Here is a 16,938-nt window from a genome sequence, read left to right as displayed (position 1 = left end):
TTTATAGTTAAAGGGTACTGTGTCATAACCGTACGGCAGAAGTCTTACGTCCTGCTGGTTCTTCTTCCTTTTTCAGAGGAATGACAGGTACTTGCGCATCCATATCTTCCCGTTGCTTTTTGTCGGAAACTTCCGTTCCTTCCTGGATCTTTTGTGTGGCTTCCATTTTCTTTGTCAGTCTTTCCTCCAGATCTTTTAACTCTTCTTTCAGTGCAGCGAGCTCTTCGGCCCGCTGGAAGGGTTTCTCCATCAGGGAGGCAAGGCCTTTGAGCTTTTCGTCCTGTTGATTATATTTTGTCTCAGATTTCTCGCGGAGTTTGCCGACACGGTCAATAGCACTGAGAAAATAGCGTGATGCGGTTTTCGGGTTATCTCTGTTGGGCTCTCCGCCCGAATACGTATAGCGTATCCCGGTAGCGGGACTTTCGGCGTAAAGTGTGTTAAAATACCGGTACGTCCAGCCATTTTTCCCGAAACCATTGGTTTCGCAGTGGTGGTGCACGTAAAGATCATAACCGTACAGCGAGCCGATCTGTTCACGGTCTCCCGAACCTCCTTTCGGTTTCCAGCCCGAATGGATTTTGATCAGTGCGTTTCCAATGATTTCCGGATCACCCGCACTCAGGTCACTCAACTGAATAGGGTTCATTTTGGTGCCGTCCTTATCCCGGAGCAGATTTTCGCTGTAATGTTTTTCATCCGCCCTGAGCTTTTCGAGCGTGGAACCGGTTTTTTCATGTTCCGATTGCAGGTCTTCCAGTTCATAGCGCAGCCGAGCCTGTTCCTGCCGGTGGGAGTGATGGAGGTTCTCCAGTACGGTGATCTTTTTCTCCACACGTGATTTTTCAAGTAGCGTGGTATCTCCGGACAGGATGGCAATATATTCCGAGAAGTTCATGCCGCTCTTCTCGTCAAAAGCACCTTCGTCGATGCTCCTTACCGAGAGACCGGAATTTTTCATCTGGCTGATGAACAGCTGTTTGTTCTTGAGCAGATTGAACTTGTAGTTGTCCAGGCTCTGTTCAACGGCATAAATGAAATTCTTGATCTTGTTTCCCTTGTGTTCCTTGGCGGCCACGTTACCCTGACGGGCACCACGGCCCACACGTTGGTCCAGATCTTTTGGTGTCCAGGGGATATCCAGATGGTGAAGGGCTGTCATCCGCCGTTGGACGTTCAGGCCGGTACCGGCCTTTTCGGTACTGCCTATCAGGATGCGTATCTCACCGCTGTTCATCTTGCGGAACAGCTCCGGTTTTTTCCGGTCGGTCCAGTCATGGATAAAAGTGATCTCATAAGCCGGAATGTGAAAATCTTCCACCAGCTTCTTTTTGAGCGCATCGTATACGTTGAACCCCTTATTACCCGGTGTGCCGATATCGGAAAAGATGAGCTGTGTTCCCCTGAATGCAGCAGTTTCCCCGTAAAGCAAAGCGACATTACGGGCACACGTATTGACCTTATTATCGGGATGATCTTCATATTCCGGACTGATCAGGCGCATATCCACGGCCATTTTCTTGGCGTAGTTGGTCGCAATCAACATGCGGGCCTTATCCTCCGTTTCCGTTAAGGGTTCCCTACCCAGAAGCATTCCATCCCCCGTTTGGGCAAAGCTCATCAGCTTAGCTATAAACGCTTCCTGCTCGGGTGTAGGTTTGATATTGACGAGCACTTCGTCCACTTGCGGACGGTCGAGTTTGATGTGCTCGGCTGTTTTGTAATCGGTAATATCATTGTAGAACAGGGCGAGCTCGGGCACTTTGATAAAATGGCGGAAACGTTCCTTGGCAATGATCTCATTGGTCACTGAGAACTCAAAGTCGGTGGTCTTCCGGGCATAAACGGCAGCCCAGCTGTCGAAATTTGAAATGTTCTGCCGCTGAAGCTCATTGGGGCGCAGGTATTTGAAGATCAGGTAAAGCTCGGTCAGGCTGTTACTGATCGGTGTACCCGACAGGAAGGTGACACAGAGGTCACTTTGGAACTTCTGCTGGAGGCTGCGTACGGCAAAGAGCATATTCAGTGCTTTCTGGCTACCTTCCGTGTTCCCCAAACCTGCTACGCGATCGTGCCGCGTGGAAAAGGTCAGGTTCTTGAATTTATGGGATTCATCGACAAAAATATGGTCAATGCCCATATCCAGAAAGTAAATGTCCTGATCTTTGCGGTTATCCATACTGCGCTGAACCTCCGAAAGACGGTTCTGCAGATTGTTCTTCCTGATCTCCAATCCTTTCATGATCTGCTTGCCGGTCCTGCCATTACCTTTTTCCATGGCGTCCAGATCCCGCTCCAGATTGAAAAGCTCGGTCTGTAAAATCTGCTGCTGGATCTCGGGTGACTGCGATATCTTTCCGAACTGGTCATGGGTCAGAATAACAGCGTCCCAGTTGTTATTACGAATCTCGTGGAAGAGCCGTGTTCTTTTGGCTGGTACGAAGTCACTCTCAGTGGGGGCAAGTATTCGGGCGTTGGGATATGCTTTCCGATAAGTAACGGCAATCTCGGCTACATTGGCCTTCAATGCCAGAACTAGCGGTTTATGCGCAATACCCAATCGTTTCATTTCTCGACTGGCGACTACCATGGTTAGTGTTTTCCCCAGACCGACCTCGTGATCGATCAGGGCACCCCGGGACTGGATGATACGCCATATCGCATCTTTTTGGGAGTCGTAAAGATCCTCTATTCCCAGCGCGTCTCTGCTTAACCCGGGAAATTTCAGGTGACTACCATCGAATTTCCGCAGGACGTAGCAATTGTAGAGTTCATTATAGGCCGTTTCAATCGCTTTTTTTTCGGTACCCGGGAGCTCTTTCATGAACAACAGGAACCTGTCCCGTATCTTTTCGATCTTTTCGTGCGCCTGTTGGATGGCCTCATTGTCGGGGACCCGCACTTCCTTTCCCTCGGCATTGGCAATAGGGTAACTGAAGGAGGGAAAGGTGTTTTCCAGTGCGTGTTCGAAAAGCGTGTAGCCGTACATTGTCCTGCCACTTTTGGGCTTGATCGCATACTCTTCGGTCACGGCCAGATTGGCATCCGGAATCTCAACCTTGAAAATGTCCACCGAACGGTAATAACTGACCGTTGCCGGTGTTCCGAAAAGGCCGGAGGCAAAACGGCTGTAGTATTCCTGCGGTATCCAGCGTTCCCCAAGGTTGAAATCCAGCAGTTCAAAAGGGATCTTTTCGGGCTGCACCTTTTCAATGGCCTGTAGACTGTCGGCAAGAAAAGGGGTTTCTGCCTCTTCTGATACCTGCTCCCTGGCTACTTTAAGTTTTGCAACCACATTGCCGCTGAGGTAGCTATCTGCTGTTACCCATCTTCGTTCTCCGGGTTCAAAATAGATATGACCTTTGAGTTCCGCGATCAGCAAGTGCTGCTCTTTTCCCGTAAGCTTTCCAATATAATCAAGATCGACGCCTCCCTTATCGTTAAGGCTAACCGCCAGTGCCTCTACCGGATCTTCTGTGTGGAAATCATGGTCCGCACCGAGCGGACCGTCCAGCATATCGGCCTTGACAAAACGGTCGTGTTCCCGTCGTTCCAGAGAGGAAAACACTTGGTGCGAATATACCGGATCCAGCGTCGCCAGCTGCCTGTTCTGCGCCGAATTGAGCTGTCCATGTTCGCTGGCGAACCGATCATACAGATTGTTGAGTTCGCTGCGGACATAGCCGGTTTCCTGTTCTGCCTTTTCCAGCTCCATTAGACGCAGGTAGCTGTCTCGCACGCCGATATAGGCGTGAGCGGCTTCTAGACTGTTTTTATCGACTTCCAGTGGCTCAAAACCCGCACGGTCCTTTCCAAAATCCGGCTTAAGCAGTCGGACGATCCGCCCTTCGTATATAACCGGCATCCCTTCTTTATGGAAAGGCTGCAGACCATGGAAGATATCCTCTTTTTTTTCAGACAGCCCAAAAGCTTTTTCCAGGCTCCGGTCACCCTCAAAACGGAAGGTATTGCCGTAAACCGAAAGAAGGTTACGGAGTCTTTCCAGTTCAGGGCCGAGGCTCCTACCGCTGTGCCACATCGAGCGGAAGGTGATCTCCCGCAGGTTGGAAAATAACCTGTACAGATATCTGCCCGTTTTTGCCTGCTGTGCCGTAATTAGCACAACGCTTTCATGATCGTTTTCTTCGGGAGTCCTAATGGTGGCAATGATACGGGCCGTATCCGCCCGCATCGAAGCCCTGTCCAGCTCGTTGAGATAGGCGGCAGATCTGTCGGGAGCCTCCCGTGGTATATCGAAAAGCCCGAGCTGTACAGTTACCTGCTCCCTGTTACCACCTTCGGGCGGCGGTAAAAAGGTAAGTTTTTTACCCTCTTTTACAACCTTTGCCGACTCAACGGGGTCGTGAGCGGTTTCGTAGCGGCTTCTCTCGAATCTTTTACCGAAACCGTCCAGCAGAAGAGCCTCAAGGCGCCTGCTGATACCGCTGATCTCACCCTCCTGCAGGATCTTAAGGTGCGCCTCGCCATACTGGTTTCTTCCTTCAACCATCCGGTTACCCAAAATGATATCACTATACTCGGCTATGTACCGGTTGAGCGTATAGCCGCCAAAGTCATTTTCCCGGCTCACGGTTTCCAACAGGATTTTATCCGTTTCCGTAAGGGCTTTCTTATTGTTGTTTTTCTGGACAATGATCAGGTGGGAGGGAGCGTCGGTATTTCCCGTATCCCGCATCAGGTTCTCAGGCAGCACGGCAAGGGTGACAAGATCAGAACGGGAGAATAAATGCTCCCGGGCGGCACGGTTCAGCGGACTGTTCAGGAAGGTGTCCGTACTGATATAGGCAAGAAGCCCGCCGTCCCTCAGTTTATCGAGGCCTTTGGCAAAAAAATAATTATGGATCCTTCCGGTAAGGTTCTTATCCGTTACCAGGGGATCGTACACCGAAAAGTTTCCAAAAGGAATATTGCTGATCACCAGATCAGCCCGACCGTTCTCCTCACGGGAAGTTTCTTCCAGACCTTTTTCCTGAACCTGTACATTTACGGGAAATGTAGAGGCATATGCTTCCAGCACCATTGCCGTCAGCTGATCTTTTTCGATAGCTGTCACGCTTTCAAGCTCAGGTACCATTTTTACAGCACCGGCGACAAAGACGCCCGCTCCTGCGCTTGGCTCATAAATATTCCGCAGGCTGATACCCAGCTTGTCCATCGTTCCGTAAAGGATTTCCGGAAAAAAGTCCGGCGTATAAAAAGCGGTTAGGACGCTGTGTTTAAGGGAGGAAAGTGTTCTGCGACATTCATCCGGGGTAAAATTTTCCCTCAGTACCGTATGGAGATCATCCAAGAGCGGATAGAGCTCCCGGTCCCTTTCCGAAGGAATCTGCTCCATCCAGTCTTCGCGGTCCTTCCAGTCGTAGAGGACAGCTTTAATCCCCCCGAAGCCGCTGTAACGCGATAATACTGCTGCATCATCCGCTGCAGGTACCCTGCCATTACGGTAGTCAAAAGCTATACGGATAGCCGCCAGGTTATCTTTCAGTTTCTCCTTTACATTGTATCCCATATCGCACTTTCCCTTCCATCACCAATGCTCTGGTTTATGATCCCGATAGATAATCCCCGACGGCGCCCGTAATTTCATACCGCAGGTAACGGTCTTCTTCCGTTTCCTCCGAAAAGGCATTTCGGTCAAAAATGTCGCGGCAGCAGCCGAGTATATTGATCAGCTCATAGGTGAGGATACCATCCTCACGCATGCGGTAAAAATCCTTTTCGAATTCCTCTTCCAGCACACGGTAGAGGTAAAGGAACGGGGATGGACGCAGTTTCCTGGTCAGCTCATCCATACAGTATTCCTCGATGTACAGATCGGGTTCTCCCGATTCCTGCATTTCCCTGATCTGCGGTGCAATGGCCGACACACTTGAGTTCAGGTACTCCTTCAGCCCGCCTTTGTGCTGCAAGTCCAGAAAAAGGTCGACCCTGTTGTCCACCAGATAGCTGTATAACCGTTCCTTTAATATTTCCTGCATAAATCACTTTAATTGATCCCAAAAAACGAGCGGATAATCGTGGTTACCACAACCAGAAAGATGCAGCTTCCGAACCAGGCGGCCGCAACTTTATTCGTGTCCTGCTCTCCGCCGTTCCATTTTTGATACACTTTGACCGCGCCGATCAAACCGATCATCGCGCCCACCCCGTACATCAATTTTGTTCCCGCATCGAAATATCCTCTCACTTCCGTATTGGCCTGTTCAATGCCATCCAATCCGCTCTGCGCTTTTACAGCTGCCACAAACATTACAACCAGCGCTGCTGTCATTACTGCACGTAGTTTTCCCTTTTCCATCTTTCTCCACTTTCCCATACTTCACTTGTTAAAGGTTAAATTCCTGCGCTTTGCCCCGTTTTCCCCTGCCGGATAGGGCAGGGGACGGAGCGGGCTTCCGTCAGCTTCCCTCTTTCCACAACCCATCTAGCTCTACAGCACTGAGGGGGACGGAACCGTATTTTTCCAATTCGGTATTGATCACGTTATTGATAGCAACCTGAAAAGCGTTGTCCCGGAACTGTGGATAGTCATCCAATAAGGTACCAAGCAATAAGCAGAGATTATCTTTGGATAGGCTTTTATCAACAGCCTCCCTTACGGTAATCCGAATCTGATTCGATAGTTCTTCGGCAGAAGCAAAGGCTTTTTCAGTTGACTCTTCATCCGAAAAAAGGTTGTGTACTTCATCCGCTTTCGTCGCAGACCCGCTTTCTGTATCAAAATCCTCTTCTTGTTCTTCGTTTCTTTTTCGCTTTCCGGAAAGGCAGCGCTTTAGTTCTTTCGGATAGTACCGCAAGGCGATAAGCAGGTAATAAATAATCACTGCTATGAACAATGCCGTTAAATACTCCGACCAGGTGATTCCGTTTAACATAACTTTTTTGTTTGCTTCGTTTTGTTGGAACAAAGGTGGCAAGAGCAGAAACGGCTCAGGGATACAACTTTTGCTGTATCCTAAAATTGTATCCCTGTATCCTTTGTAAATCAGGGAATTATCTTTATATTATGAGGGGGTAAAAAATATGTGCCATTGGTTGCGCATATACCAATAATCCATATGGTTCCACGAAAATGGATTAAGTTATGGATTGGCAGGAAGTAGTAGAAAGGTTGCAAGGGGAAGATTTCTGTTCGGTGCGGAGCTGGAAAGTGAAGTACTGAGAAGTAAAGGCGACCTTAAATATAGTGATGTTATCTGGGACGATTCATCATAAGATTTCGAGGGAAGGACTTTCCTGAACAATGTCTTTATAAACGTTTTTCCCTTTTTGGGAAAGAGTGTCGATATTTACAATAGTTAAAGCTAAAGCCGATGGAAAAATATATCTATCTTTTTCTCACGCAACTTACGGTAATCATCCATTTGTTATTTATATTTTTTGTTGTTATTGGCGGTTTTTTTCTAAATAAAAGCTTGTGGATCAGTATTCTACATCCGTCCTCAGTTATTTGGGGTGTATACGCGGAATTATCGTCAGGCGTGATATGCCCCCTTACTGCGCTTGAAATTATTTTGGTTATCATGCTGGGCTTTCAACCTACGAAGAAGATTTCATTACAAGACACTTAGTTCCGATAATATATCAGGAGGACCTTACTCGGAATATCCAATTTGCTTTAGTGGTAGCTGTTATTAGTGTAAATGCCATTGCCTACTCGCTCTACTGGAAAAGAAGAAAGTTGAGATAGAAATTCCATAAAACTGTCTGTAATCTATAAACTTGTTTGAAACCATACCTTTGCGCTGATAAGATATGCGATGGAAATAAACGGCAACTGTGTCAAAGTTCAGTTGATCAGTACTATTGAAAGTTCCGTCCTTTATGGAAAGCACCGCTCGCACCATCTTTATCGTCTGTCAGGCCTTTTAACAATCCGGACATGTCGAAGCAGCGTTGAGCCACCACATGGATGACTTCCCCCGCTAGCTGTACTTTACCCGCTACCATAAACAGTTTCGACCGGAGGATTTCTTTCCGATACTGTTCAAAAACCTTTCCCCATATTACGAGATTGGCAAAGCCCGTTTCATCCTCTATGGTGACAAACAGGACGCCTTTTGCCGTGCCGGGACGCTGGCGCACGGTAATGAGCCCACAAACCTTTACAGGCATATCATTTTTCATCAGACCTAACTTTTCCGTTGGCACCACATGCAGTAAATCCAGTTTTGCACGAAGAAAGCTGACAGGGTGTGCTTTGATAGAAAGGGCTGTAGTGGTATAATCATGGACTACATGTTCACCTGCGGTCATCAAAGGCAATTCGATCTGTCCTTCTCTGGCGCTTTCGGACAGTTGTCCTTCAAAAAGTGCAATTGGTCTGTCAGCCAATGCTGATATCTCCCACAATGCCCGCCTACGGTCAATACCGAGCGAGCGAAAAGCATCCGCGTCTGCAAGCCTTTCCATTACGGATAAGGATAGGCCCGCATCCATCAGGGAAGTTATGGAAGTATAATCTTTACACCGCGCTTTTACCAATATAATAGCATCTTCTTCCCGAAAACCTTTTATCTGACGTAAACCCAACCGCAGGGCGTGTGGTCTGCCTCTTTCACCTTCCAATGTATTGTCCCAATGGGAATGATTGATATCGACAGGCAATACACTTACACCGTGTTTCCTCGCATCGATAACGATCTGGGCAGGTTGGTAGAAGCCCATGGGCTGGCTGTTCAGTAGGGAAGCGGCGAAAATATCGGGATAATAGCATTTCAGCCAGGAAGAGATATACACCAGCAGGGCAAATGAGGCGGCATGGCTCTCAGGAAAGCCATAACTACCGAACCCTTCCAGTTGCCTGAACACGCGATTGGCAAAGTCTTCGGTATAGCCTTTTCTGACCATACCTTCTACCATCTTTTTATGGAATGCGGATACCTGTCCTTTTGCTTTGAAGGTAGCCATACTGCGCCGGAGCCCATCTGCCTCTGCCGGTGTGAATCCAGCGGCTACGATGGCGATTTCCATGGCCTGCTCCTGAAAGAGCGGAACCCCGAGCGTCTTCTTAAGAATACTTTTGATTTCCTCCGAAGGATAGTCCTCCGGTTCCTCGCCGTTGCGGCGGCGAAGGTAAGGATGTACCATATCTCCCTGTATCGGTCCGGGCCTGACAATGGCTACCTCGATAACCAGATCATAAAATACTTTTGGTCTTAGTCTTGGCAGCATCGACATCTGTGCACGGCTTTCAATCTGGAATACCCCTAATGTATCGGCATGACTTATCATCTCGTATACGTCAGAATCGTCTTGCGGTATGTTTGCTAAAGTGAGATCCAGGTTATAATGTTGTTTGGCAAGATCAAAAGCTTTCCGGATACACGTTAACATGCCTAAGGCCAATACGTCAACCTTCAAAAAACCCAACGCTTCCAGATCATCCTTGTTCCATTCCAGATTTGTACGGTTTTCCATCCGGGCATTGATGAGCGGACAAAGTTCATGGAGATTACCCTGCGTAATGACGAAGCCTCCGGTATGTTGACCCAGCTGCCTTGGAAATCCGATATATTGATGCGTCAATTCGAGCACTTTCCGTAAATGCGGATCATCGGGATTAAAGCCCTGTTCAGCCAATCTTTCCAGATCGATATGGTCATCCCAATGGCTGCTGATAATGCCCGACAACCGGCCTACGGCATCCAGTGATAATCCCATCGCCTTTGCCACATCCCGTATCGCCCCTTTCGAATGTACCTGCGTTACCGTGGCTACAATTGCTGCACGGTTGCGGCCATATTTTTCATAGATATACTGGATTACCTCTTCACGGCGTTGATGTTCAAAATCCACATCAATATCAGGGGCTTCGTCCCGCGCATCGGACATGAAGCGGGCAAAGAGCAACCTGAATTTCGAAGGATTTACTGATGTTATACCAAGACAATAACAAACGGTAGAGTTGGCCGCAGAGCCACGGCCCTGACAAAGGATGCCCCTTTCCCGTGCAAAGCGCACATAATCATAAACAGTCAGGAAATACGAAGCATAATTCTTCCGTTCGATAAAATCCAGTTCCATATTTATGGTATCCCGAATGGCTTCAGGGATATCCTCTCCGAACTGTTCTCTGGCACCGTTCCACGTCAGGTAGACCAGTTCTTCCAGTGGTGTACGGCCATTTGGAGCCAGCTCGTGGGGATACACATATTCAAGACTGTCGAGTGAAAACCTGCATGCTGCTGCAATCTCTCCGGTATGATAAATGGCGTCAGGATACTGACGGAACAACCGTTCCATTTCCTGCGTCGGTTTAAGATAACGCTCTGCATTCGGATGCAATTTGAAACCTGCGGTATGAATGGTGCATTTCTCACGGATACAGGTCAGGATATCCTGTAACTCCCTCCGTTCGGGCACATGATAATATACATCTCCAATAGCAACCATCCCGATGTCCAGTCGTTCACACAGTTGGTTGAGCTGGAACAGCATCTTGGCATCATCGCCCCTATAAAGGCGTTTTGCTCCAAGATAAAGCGCATGTCCTAGCATTTCCCGGTATTCCTGAATGTGCTGCATATATCCGGTTTCAAGCTCAAATGAGGGGGTGAGTTTGTCGGGCGGAAGGACGATAAACTTCATGCCTTCACTATGTTGGTAAACATCAGTTCTATATAGATGACATTGGCCTTTCTCTGTACGCAGGTTGCCCACCGTGAGCAGTGTCGATAGCCGTCCATAAGCTTCCCTGTCCGTCGGATAGGCCAATAAACTGGGCCCATCCAATAAGTCCAGGCGGCAGCCCGGAATAAGACGGATGCCGTGTTTTTTTGCGGCTATGTGTGCACGGACAATACCCGCTAAAGTATTCCGATCAGTAACTGCGATTTCGGTATATCCCAATTCCGCAGCCTGTTCCATCAGCTCATCCGGATGCGAGGCTCCCTGTAAGAAGCTGAAATTAGTTGTTACCTGTAATTCAATGTATCCCATAAGCTAGGCAAAAAAACCGTGCAGAAACCATTGGCCGGACTGGCTGCTCCCATAGTGGCCTGAGCGATATAACCAAAAACGTTGGCCTTTCTCGTCTTCGACATAATAATAGTCCCGGTGTTCGCCCTTATCCATCCACCATTCCCTTGCGATACGCTCGGGACCATCTGCTTTTTTGATGGTGTGCATTTTCCCCTTATAGCGGAATAACATAGGTGGATAATCCGGTATGGGAGAGGTAACCGTAATCGGCTCCGGTATAGATAGCAGTCGTGTTGGTCGTGGCCTGTCCGTTGGCCAATTGATAATCGGTTTTTCTTTAATGGAAGATGCTTCCTTCACTGACCGCTCCGGCCAATAATACTGATCCGGCAAATAACGGGAGATTTCGCATGAGCTGTCGCGGCTTTTTAAACGATCCAGCAGCTCTGCTATTGCGGTATTTTCCATGCCTGTTCGGCTGCTCCATATCGACTCCTGTACGGGATCGACATCTTCTGTTTTAGGAGCTTCCAGTATAAACAGTTCAATACCCAATGCCGGTTCTATCTGTGATATCTTCAATGCGAACAGATTAAAGAGATGCGGCACATTAGCCGTTGCATGGTTGGTGCCGATGCTGATCTGTTCCATTTTTCCGTCGATACGGTGGCACTTGAGCAAAGCTTCCCGCAACCCTTTTCCTTCGCCGGACAAGCGTTTGCAGAGATTTTCCAGCAATTTCTGAAGAGCTATTTCTATTCCTTTTTCCGTGCTGATTGGTTCCAGGCAGGGTAACCGTTCTTCATAAGGAATGATAGGTTTTAAAGATGTGATAAATTCATCCTCATAGCCGAGAGCCTGTCCCAACCGTAACAGGAATGTGTCACCGAAGCGCCTGCGCAGAACAGTACGCGGCATCGCGGCAAAGCCTCCGATAGTTTTTAATCCCAAACGTTGCAATCGCTCCAGCGTATGCGGTTCCAGCCGCAATGCGATAGGAGGTAGGGGCATCAGGGCGTCAAGTTGGTCACAGCTTTCAATGATCGGTTTTACCTTGCCAAAGCGGGCAATAGCCCAAGCGGTACCGATGGTATCGGCTATGGCCATGCGGGTATCATAACCGCGCTCCTTTAACCTTGAAACGAGAATTTTCAGGTACTTCCGTTCCCCGCCCCAAAGATGGGCGCAGCCACTGATGTCCAGAATAAGACCGTCAGGATCATCCAGCGCAACAATTGGTGTGAAACGTATACACCAATGACCGATCGCTTTAAGCAGTTTTTCGGATAGCCTTGGACGTTCATCGATGACTTGCAGCGATGGAAGGAAAGCCTTGGCATCGGCAACTACCATACCGCGGGTGACCCCTTGTTGTTCCGCTACCGGATTGGCGGCACAGATTACCATCCGGCCATGTACGGGAGCGGCAAAGACAAAGGGAACATCCTTCAATACAGGCCTACGGACTGTCATCCAATCTGTGGTCAGGTGGTGAAACCATATCGAAGCAAATCGTCTTTTCATCATCTTTATCCTAAATGCTGAATCCGTTGCGACCTATTTTCTGATTGGCTTTGTTTGCGCAGCGGAATCAGTCCATCTGCCGACCATTCCACCTGCCATTTGCCCGGATTGCCGTTACGCACTTTTAACAGTTCCACTTCCCAACGCGGAAAGCCGATTCCCGGCATGTTTTCTTTTAATTTGCTTGGTAAGGGAGTGATCCTCCACCGTGCAGCGCAGGCCGTGGAATCCAGCGAACGTGGATTATGCCGAAGTATAAACCCTGTAACCCTGCTTTTCTCTACGGCCAGTTGAAGGCGACGTGATTGTACAAAATCGAGTTTATGGATCTCGGCAATAACTGCAGCGAGTCCTTCGCACTTAAGCGCCTCCTCCATTGCCCAAAGAATATCTCTCTCGTGTTTCATACGGACAAAAACGATATGTTCCGGCGTTACGCCGAATGTTTTAAGTGATGCAGGAAACAGCGCTTTGAAACTGCTGATCCAGATGCAAACGCCACCATTCTTCATCAGATTGCCCAGTAACCCGCTCATAAAGCCACATGAAACGGCACTTTCTACCCGATTCGTACTGATAAACTCATGCACGCTTCCTTTAGGGAAAATGCCGTTCGGAAAAGCCTCTTCCATTGGTCCAAGGCCAATACTGTCCTCTTGGCTTTCTTTTGGCTTTAATCCCTGCCAGAGTAACATGTCCTTTTTCAACCTGCTTATCAACGCACGCTTATCTTCTGACATCATAACCATATCATTACAAATTAGGACAACAAAACTAATACTAATAATTTTAGCAAACAAGATGTTTTTGCCATTGCTTTTGGTTGAATAGAGAAACCAGCTGTCAAGTATTGTAGGCATAATATTGAGTTTTTCTATTTATAAATTCCTATTTAGATCTTTAGCAAACAATATTGTTTAAAATCTTACCTAACCGTGCAAAAGCTGGCTGAGGGATGGTTTGGCAGTCTGTTTCAGAGATAAAGATATTGTTTCTTATGAGGGGGCCAGAAAGGCTTTGATGCGGTAAATCAAAGAATATTTCATCCATAGTTTAAAATGATTGGCTAATCGATAGTTTGTTATCATCTATACCAAATACTGTTTTTCAACACTCCCTGATCCATCGGATCATTTTTTCCAGCGAACGGATAGTAACCAGTTTATCGTTTTCCTCTGTTGGATAAGCATTGCTTCTTAGGCTGTTCGCAGAGATTTCTTCCTGATTTGCTGTTGCAAATATCGGAGCCATTGTTTCACAGACGTGGCTAAAGGATGGTGCATCGAGTAGTTTTGTCTGATCGGCCGCCCGCAGAAGAATACCGTACTGATCCACAGAAAGTTTGAGAATCACCTTTGTATTCTTTGTTTTTCGCGATAGTGGACTTTCTTTTACGGCCGGGACGGATGAACTTTCAATCATGGGGGTATACGGATTCCGTGTAAACCAGTTATGCATAATTCTATGAAGGGATTGATGAGTATTAGAGTAATAGATATCCCTTCGTATATTTATTTCCCGAAAATACTTTCGGCCATCAATGTTATTCTTTGCTCCTTTCAAAATCTTTTGCTGTAAATAGGAGACGAAATGTGCATGGTTGAAATTCATATTGATCAAAAATTCTTCAAGGGTATTGAAATGGGAAATTTGCTGTATAGCCTCCATAGACAACAGTCCCCCGAGCATTTCCTGCCAATAGTTCAATTGACCAAAGGTCACCTCTTTGTTTTCAAGAGTTGATATTGCAGATGGGATTACAATCCGATCAATGATGGGTTCATGTCTAAAAAAAGCCTTTTCTTTAACTTTCTTTAAAAGATTTTTCAGACCGCTTACCGTGATATTCCTGAATGTATCCGATACCGGCGAGTCATTACGTAGATAGTTTGGAAATCTCATTTCAATCAGAGATAACAGATATTCTACAAACTCCTCGGCATAACGATTCAATTCATAAATCCGCGGATAGGTTGTTTTCGTATGTTTTAGATTACGTCTGATATGTTCCCGAAGCAGTACAAATTGAAGATGATACCGGTTAACCAAACGCTTGCATTGCCGCTCATTTTTAAGCGATAATAATTTTTGCAGAAATTCAAATGGCAGTGTTTCTTTATTTTCGGCCAATGTTCTGGCTACCAGTATAACTTCTTCCCGATTTAGGGGAGTGACTGCGGAACCCGCTGCTGAAAGTTTATTGATGATCAGGTTGTCCAACCATTTAAAAGAGTAAATCGCTCCCATATCCACCATATTAAGTAAAACCCAGAACTCAGGACAAAAAAAAGACTTGATTCCCTTTTAAAAAAGTGGATAAAGTGGTGGGATAAACCGCTTCCATACGCGAAATCAGGCAATCACGCACCTTAACACCAAAAAATTGTGGCATTGTTCGCCTCCATTTTTTTGGCTCCCTATTAAGTGCCATTAGGAAAACTCGATGGTCAGTGCGGAATTCTATCAAAATAGAACTCATTTCAGTAGAAAATAATAAAATATTTAACCAGCGTAAGGTAAAAGGTGTTTTTTGCTAAAGCCAATAGCTGCTTGTTACTAAAATATTTAGTAACGCTTAAGCCTAAAATTGCTGCCGCTAATAGAATTGTTTTGTAATCTCTTTGCCGATAACCAAAATAGATTTTTGAACTGCTTTTAGCCCCCTTTCAGTTACACTGAAGATTATGATGATGACAAATTGATGCCACTTTATACCACCCGAAAAACTGGCTTTAAATAGTGTTCAGCAGTAATAAACCCGTGGTAAGCTGAACCATTTTTAACTTTTGCCACTTGACGGATTTACGCATTCCGTTTTTATTAGTATCAACAGTTAAACCGTCAGATGATATGCAGTTTGAAGATTTCTTTGATATTCTGGATAACAAGAGAATGTTGAAAAATGATTTCCGTCAACAGATCAGGGACTTATTGATGATCAGGTATTTTGAAAAGGGCGATTTATGGCAGCGAGAGCAAAATCCTGCGATGGAAATCCCCTTCCTCCATAAAGGGACTGCTGTCGGTTTTCGCCCGCTTGACGGGAAAAGGCAGGTATGCAACCTATGGGAGCAAGGGGAGATAATCATTTGCGGGAATAATATTTTTGGAGAAAATAAGGACAAGGCAATATATGTTCAGTTCCTTGAACCGTCGTCTACTTATGTTCTGAACACCTTGGATATTATCAAACTTTGCAACAGGCACGGCGATGCACGGTTTATGGTGCAATATTTTTTGGCAGAAGCTTTAAAAAAAATGGAAGACCAAAATTATCGGCTCTCCTGTCTTCCTCCGGAAAAACGTCTGGAAGAGGTATCCATTCGTTATTCAAACGCTTTTGGAAAGCTTTCCCAGATTGAAAAGGCTTCTTTTTTGGGAATATCCAGACAGACATTGTATAATATTAGTTAACCGAGCTATAATAAAAAATGTTGATAGCTGAATGTCCAAAATTTTACAGGTGCATGTAAAATTTTGGACATTCAATCCTTAAGGGATGAGCTTAACTTTGGTGATATAAAACGCGAATAAATAGATAGTGAAAAGAACGTAGAATCATTGGAATCTGATCATGAAAGTAATTGCAGGACCGGTTTAATTATGATAGTATTGGCACAACAACGGGAAAACATTGGATGGAAAACGGTAACTATAGAGGTTATCTGCGTTTTGTTGATAGCTCTTTTTGGTCTTACTGCTATGGACAAAACCATACGTTTTGAAAGGTTTTATAGCGAATTGGGCAAATCCCCATTTTTGATGAATTATGCCCTGATTGTAGCAGTAGGAACCCCTCTTATAGAAGCTATTGTTGCTGTTATGCTCGGCTTGGATAAATGGAGATTAAAGGCGCTATATATATCCATGTTTTTGATGAGCTTATTTACGGCTTACATATACATGCTCGTGCATTACAGCTATTTTACATCGTGCCTGTGTTCGGCAGCCATAGAATCTCTTTCCTGGCAACAGCATCTAATATTCAATATCGTGTTTCTGGTGCTCACAACCATTGGAGTAATAATTCAGGAAAACAAACAAAAGAAGATAGACAAATAGATCATGAAAAAATTGTTGAACATATTTCCGCACGTTCCGCCATAATTGGAAAAGAGGGACTTTGCCTATTAGCATAATAATCATTTATTTTTTAACCAAATATTCAATACGATGAAAAAAGTATTCAGATATGTATTCGCAGCAGGGCTAGCGACTACAGTTTATTTTTATGCGAACAACGCAGAAGCTAATTCATCACGGGTCGTTCAACAGGATCAGTATAAAATAACCGATTCGAGCCACCCAGACTTCGGACAGGTAGTTGATGAATCACAGTTAGAAGATGAATGTCCAGGAGATACTCGGGAATGTGCTCAAAATACTGAGAACCCAACCGATATAGTACTCTGGACTCCGTCAGCAAGTAAGTTTTAAATCAAAGGGGTAAGGAAAACTCCTTACCCCTTT

The 16,938-nt window shown here is 46.1% G+C and carries 10 protein-coding genes and 1 pseudogene; 3 read left to right on the top strand and 8 right to left on the bottom strand.

The genetic code is table 11. The features are described from left to right. Positions 1–22: 22 nt before the first annotated feature. From QT327_RS16830 to QT327_RS16815, 4 genes are all read right to left on the bottom strand, one after another. A complete protein-coding gene (locus QT327_RS16830; RefSeq protein ID WP_289553500.1) occupies positions 23–5,530 on the bottom strand; it encodes a helicase-like domain-containing protein in 5,508 nt (1,835 codons plus the stop codon). A gap of 34 nt (positions 5,531–5,564) precedes the next feature. After that, entirely contained in the window at positions 5,565–5,999 is a 435-nt protein-coding gene (locus tag QT327_RS16825) for a hypothetical protein (RefSeq protein WP_289553499.1), read from the bottom strand. A gap of 8 nt (positions 6,000–6,007) precedes the next feature. Beyond that, the gene (locus QT327_RS16820; protein WP_130857528.1) at positions 6,008–6,337 is read right to left on the bottom strand and encodes a DUF4134 domain-containing protein; all 330 of its coding nucleotides are present in this window, start codon (positions 6,335–6,337) and stop codon (positions 6,008–6,010) included. An 82-nt stretch (positions 6,338–6,419) separates the two neighbouring features. Beyond that, positions 6,420–6,896 (bottom strand): hypothetical protein, encoded by a 477-nt coding sequence (locus QT327_RS16815; protein ID WP_289553497.1) that lies wholly within the window; start codon positions 6,894–6,896, stop codon positions 6,420–6,422. Positions 6,897–7,334: 438 nt separating this feature from the next. On the opposite strand from QT327_RS16815, the pseudogene QT327_RS16810 reads away from it, so the two are divergent. Then, positions 7,335–7,711, top strand: a pseudogene (locus QT327_RS16810) (DUF2784 domain-containing protein). 113 nt (positions 7,712–7,824) lie between these two features. Here QT327_RS16810 and QT327_RS16805 read toward each other — a convergent pair. The 4 genes from QT327_RS16805 to QT327_RS16790 all read right to left on the bottom strand — a co-directional run bounded on the left by QT327_RS16805 (position 7,825) and on the right by QT327_RS16790 (position 14,715). Continuing rightward, positions 7,825–10,962, bottom strand: coding sequence for an error-prone DNA polymerase (locus QT327_RS16805; protein WP_289553493.1), 3,138 nt, complete (start codon positions 10,960–10,962; stop codon positions 7,825–7,827). A 3-nt stretch (positions 10,963–10,965) separates the two neighbouring features. Then, positions 10,966–12,471, bottom strand: coding sequence for a Y-family DNA polymerase (locus QT327_RS16800; protein WP_354004783.1), 1,506 nt, complete (start codon positions 12,469–12,471; stop codon positions 10,966–10,968). A gap of 2 nt (positions 12,472–12,473) precedes the next feature. Continuing rightward, positions 12,474–13,328, bottom strand: coding sequence for an ImuA family protein (locus QT327_RS16795; protein ID WP_289553492.1), 855 nt, complete (start codon positions 13,326–13,328; stop codon positions 12,474–12,476). A gap of 247 nt (positions 13,329–13,575) precedes the next feature. Next, the gene (locus QT327_RS16790; protein ID WP_289553490.1) at positions 13,576–14,715 is read right to left on the bottom strand and encodes a hypothetical protein; all 1,140 of its coding nucleotides are present in this window, start codon (positions 14,713–14,715) and stop codon (positions 13,576–13,578) included. 546 nt (positions 14,716–15,261) lie between these two features. Here QT327_RS16790 and QT327_RS16785 point away from each other — a divergent pair. Beyond that, entirely contained in the window at positions 15,262–15,882 is a 621-nt protein-coding gene (locus tag QT327_RS16785; protein ID WP_289553489.1) for a Crp/Fnr family transcriptional regulator, read from the top strand. Positions 15,883–16,071: 189 nt separating this feature from the next. Next, a complete protein-coding gene (locus QT327_RS16780) occupies positions 16,072–16,530 on the top strand; it encodes a MauE/DoxX family redox-associated membrane protein (protein ID WP_289553488.1) in 459 nt (152 codons plus the stop codon). Positions 16,531–16,938: the final 408 nt, after the last annotated feature.

Source organism: Olivibacter sp. 47 (genome assembly GCF_030372825.1).
Taxonomy (GTDB): Bacteria; Bacteroidota; Bacteroidia; order Sphingobacteriales; family Sphingobacteriaceae; genus Olivibacter; species Olivibacter oleidegradans.
Note: the sequence above shows the minus strand (reverse complement) of the source record. Positions and strands in the feature narration are given on the sequence as shown.

Bases quoted from the DNA above. Each gene is read 5' to 3' on its own strand.
- QT327_RS16830 (WP_289553500.1), bottom strand. From the start codon at position 5,530: ATGGGATACAATGTAAAGGAGAAACTGAAAGATAACCTGGCGGCTATC.
- QT327_RS16825 (WP_289553499.1), bottom strand. From the start codon at position 5,999: ATGCAGGAAATATTAAAGGAACGGTTATACAGCTATCTGGTGGACAAC.
- QT327_RS16820 (WP_130857528.1), bottom strand. From the start codon at position 6,337: ATGGGAAAGTGGAGAAAGATGGAAAAGGGAAAACTACGTGCAGTAATG.
- QT327_RS16815 (WP_289553497.1), bottom strand. From the start codon at position 6,896: ATGTTAAACGGAATCACCTGGTCGGAGTATTTAACGGCATTGTTCATA.
- QT327_RS16805 (WP_289553493.1), bottom strand. From the start codon at position 10,962: ATGGGATACATTGAATTACAGGTAACAACTAATTTCAGCTTCTTACAG.
- QT327_RS16800 (WP_354004783.1), bottom strand. From the start codon at position 12,471: ATGATGAAAAGACGATTTGCTTCGATATGGTTTCACCACCTGACCACA.
- QT327_RS16795 (WP_289553492.1), bottom strand. From the start codon at position 13,328: ATGCCTACAATACTTGACAGCTGGTTTCTCTATTCAACCAAAAGCAAT.
- QT327_RS16790 (WP_289553490.1), bottom strand. From the start codon at position 14,715: ATGGGAGCGATTTACTCTTTTAAATGGTTGGACAACCTGATCATCAAT.
- QT327_RS16780 (WP_289553488.1), top strand. From the start codon at position 16,072: ATGATAGTATTGGCACAACAACGGGAAAACATTGGATGGAAAACGGTA.